This is a genomic window from Occallatibacter sp., assembly GCF_049802275.1.
Classification (GTDB): domain Bacteria; phylum Acidobacteriota; class Terriglobia; order Terriglobales; family Acidobacteriaceae; genus Telmatobacter.
Map to the genome: position 1 here is coordinate 1 of NZ_JBARMD010000244.1, position 3,301 is coordinate 3,301.

Genomic DNA, 3,301 nt, shown 5'->3' on the forward strand with positions numbered 1-3,301 from the left:
GCTTTGGGAGCAGAGGGTCGGGGGTTCGAATCCCTCCGCCCCGACCAGAAGTTTTTTAAACCTGTCTCACTTTACAGGCTCGATCGATTCATTTCCGGCTGATTGTGTATTCGCTCATGGCGTGGCGACAAGGTTCTGGGTATCGAATTTGGAAGAGAATCCCTGGATATTCCTCTGACACGCCTCCCCGCCGGTGAGCCAATCCAGCAGAAAGCCTGACTCACGAGCTTCGGGCACGCCTTCTGTCTGCGCATTCACCTCATCGCGGGTCGCCCCATTGCGAGTGAATTCTCCGATTTTCGTAACGGCGTCGACGGTTTCTTCCGCGATCAAAAAATCCTCATTTCAAGGCCAGTAATACCCTGCACCGTGCAGATAATCGAACTCCGCAGCGAGCGCAGAAGCGAGCAAGACGACGGCGATCGCAAAAAGTGTGAGCCGTGGAAAGCGCTCTGGGAAAGAAACCCGCGCCTGCCGGGCATATTCAAAGAGATGGCGTGCCGCGGGCTCGGGAAGTGGCGCGTTCATTTGGGGACTTTCGCCATAACCCGAGACCGGAGATTCAGAATCATTGATGTGGATGGAGATCCAACCTGTTTCGCCAGTGTCGATGCGGCTTTGACTTTTCTGGATCGGCATAATTCCCTCACAAAACGCGTTTGAAGATCACCGCAATTTATGCTTGGACCTTATGCTTTCCACTATAGCCATGCAATGCTGCAAATGACGTAGATTGAGTAATTTATAGTCACACCTTAGAGACGGTAAATTCAACGAAACAGTAATTGGATTCCATTACCGGAAGGCAAAAAGTAAGTACCAAGGTGGCTGCGGTCAAACGTCCGCATTCTCCGCTCCTGCCCTCTCCGAACCGAATCGCCGCGACTTTGCCGCATTGACGCTCGGCTTCTATCCGTGGGTCCGCCAAGAGCGGTTGATATTCCGATGCTCGCTTCTGTTGAGCGCTGACAACCAACCAACCTCACGCGAGGCGGCATCCCTCACTCCAACAGTGGGCGTAATGCAATCTCCCCACAAGAGCGAGGCCTTGTATGCCTGAATGCGTGGGAGAAAGAAGAATTCTTCTCGTTGAAGACGAGAAGGTGATCGCTGATACGCTGGGGAAAATCCTGTCGTCGAACGGTTATGACACCCGCGTCGCCTATTCGGCAGAAGCTGCGATGGCTGCCCTCTCTCTCTGGTCGCCGCATCTTGCCATCCTCGACGTCATGCTCCCTAACATGAACGGGATCGAACTTGCCGTCGCGCTGAAGGAACGCTTCGACCGATGTCACGTTCTATTGTTTTCGGGTCAACCTGCGGCCGAGGGACTCATGCAAAAAGCCAGAAGCGAAGGGCATGAGTTTGAGATTCTGGCCAAGCCGATCCATCCAACGACAATGCTGGACACGATCTCCAACCTTCTCTGTCCGAGCAACGCGGAACGTGCCCACGGGCTTTGAATTGTGACGACCGTCAGGCCTGGGCGCGCACCAGCAAGCAGGTAATATTATCGTGGCCGCCGGCTTTTTTTGCCGCGTCCACCAGCCGCGCTGAGAACTCCTCCAGCGTCACATCTCCGGTAAGCAAGGTCTGAATGACCGAGTCAGGCAGTTCGCGCGTCAATCCATCGGAGCAGAGCAGGAACAGGTCACCGGGTTCCGCCTCGAATTCAAACACGTCCGGCGTCACCTGCGATTGTGTTCCAAGGGCGCGGGTAATCACGTTCTTTAATGGGGAGTGCAACGCTTCGCGCGGAGTCATCCGGCCAAGCCGCACCTGCTCCTCGACCAGCGAGTGGTCCTGGGTAAGCTGCTGCAGCTGGCCTCGGCGAAAGCGGTAGCATCGGCTGTCTCCGACATTCAGCACCCATACGCGCTGTTCCCGGGTCGCCAAAGCCACCAGGGTCGTACCCATCCCGCTCAGACGGTGATTCCGTTGCGCTCGCGAAAAGATGGCTTCGTTCGCGGCGCCAATCGCGTTCTGAGCCGCGTCGGGTAGCGGAGTTCCATCCTCAGGATTGGGGTGCGTCAAGAGCCGAAGGACCTCGTCCACCGCAATCGTGCTGGCAATTTCGCCCGCAGCCGCGCCACCCATGCCATCGCATACAAGGTAAACACCCGCCTCGACGGAGTAGCCGTAGGCGTCCTCATTCGTGGGGCGCTTGCGTCCGCGGTCGGAGACCGCCGCAGCCGTATACCGAACGACAGCCGTGGCCAAGAAAAACCTCCGCAGGCAAGTTTACACGTATGCAGCAAGCCGTGAATACCCGAACGACTCAGTGCACCGATGGCAGGCCAGTCGCCGGAGCCGGCAGCTCATACACTTGGATGGCCCCGGCATCAAGAACGGCTACTCTCCGTGCTGACGGTGAAATTGCGACATTTCCGCCTCCATCGAGTATCGGACTCGCCGGCGCCGTTAAATCGACCTTCCCGGTGAATGCGTCGTAAACCTCCACCAGCTGGCCCTTCACATCATCAAAGCTGAGCGGCGCAAAGGTATCGACTTCGTGGGTTACGACAAGCGTTTCCCGGGCGAGGCGCAGCCCGTTGGGCGCCATGATCAGCCGAGGCCAGATTTGGGTCGGGGGCTTGGCGGCATTCCACAGGCGCTTGCCATCCGTGGACATGGCCACCATCCAGCGGCTGTTGTCGGGATTGCAGGTGGTGACCAGAATTTCCGGATTCGAGACAAACTCAACCGATGGAGCGCACATCGAATCAAGGTTTCCCATAATGCGATTGCCGCCATTGAAGTAGTGGAGATTCAGCGCCCATTCGTGTCCCTTGCCGCGAAGAGTCTCCACAAGTCCTTCAGAGTTGATCGGCAGATGTACCGTCGTGCGTGTGCGGCTCACAAGCATCACCTTGCCCGTAGCGAGGCGCACGATGCGAAGGACAATGTCGGGCTGCGCGTATGACTTAACCTCATCCGTCGTAATCCACGCTGAAGCTGTTGGAGGGCTCGGCACGGTGCCCGGCTGCGGCCTCGAATTCACTGGCTCGCGCGAATCGGTGGCAATCAGATCCTGGCCGGGATTCATTTCCAGCCACAACAGCGGACCCTGGAACTGGAGGGCAGGTCTAAGTTCCAGCGTCGCGTCCCCTAGCTTCAAATCAAAGAGATCGCGCAGAAGGAAATGCCCGTCGTCGAGCATCCACAGGTAGCGGCCCCTGTCGTGGACAGTCCACAGGGCCTCGGCGTCTACCGTGCCGGTGGGGAGGGTAAGGACAATTGCGCGAATCTGGCGTTCATTGTCTGCCGCAGGATTGCCTTCACGGCGGATCAGACCCGGCGC

Annotated in this window: 5 protein-coding genes; 1 reads left to right on the forward strand and 4 read right to left on the reverse strand. The window is 57.7% G+C overall.

Features of this window, described 5'->3' with window-relative positions:
* Window positions 1–114: 114 nt before the first annotated feature.
* On the reverse strand, window positions 115–333 hold the full coding sequence (locus tag WA354_RS08485; protein ID WP_472812571.1) for a hypothetical protein: 219 nt from the start codon (window positions 331–333) through the stop codon (window positions 115–117).
* A 12-nt stretch (window positions 334–345) separates the two neighbouring features.
* On the reverse strand, window positions 346–639 hold the full coding sequence (locus WA354_RS08490; RefSeq protein ID WP_472812572.1) for a hypothetical protein: 294 nt from the start codon (window positions 637–639) through the stop codon (window positions 346–348).
* Between the two features lie 413 nt (window positions 640–1,052).
* On the opposite strand from WA354_RS08490, the gene WA354_RS08495 reads away from it, so the two are divergent.
* The gene (locus WA354_RS08495; protein ID WP_472812573.1) at window positions 1,053–1,463 is read left to right on the forward strand and encodes a response regulator; all 411 of its coding nucleotides are present in this window, start codon (window positions 1,053–1,055) and stop codon (window positions 1,461–1,463) included.
* 13 nt (window positions 1,464–1,476) lie between these two features.
* Here the strand turns inward: WA354_RS08495 and WA354_RS08500 are convergent, their stop codons facing one another.
* Window positions 1,477–2,220 carry a Stp1/IreP family PP2C-type Ser/Thr phosphatase gene (locus WA354_RS08500; RefSeq protein WP_472812574.1) on the reverse strand — a complete coding sequence of 248 codons (744 nt, stop codon included), beginning with the start codon at window positions 2,218–2,220 and terminating at the stop codon, window positions 1,477–1,479.
* Between the two features lie 58 nt (window positions 2,221–2,278).
* Window positions 2,279–3,301, reverse strand: a 1,023-nt coding sequence (locus WA354_RS08505; protein WP_472812575.1) for a hypothetical protein, incomplete at its 5' end; no start/stop codon positions are given.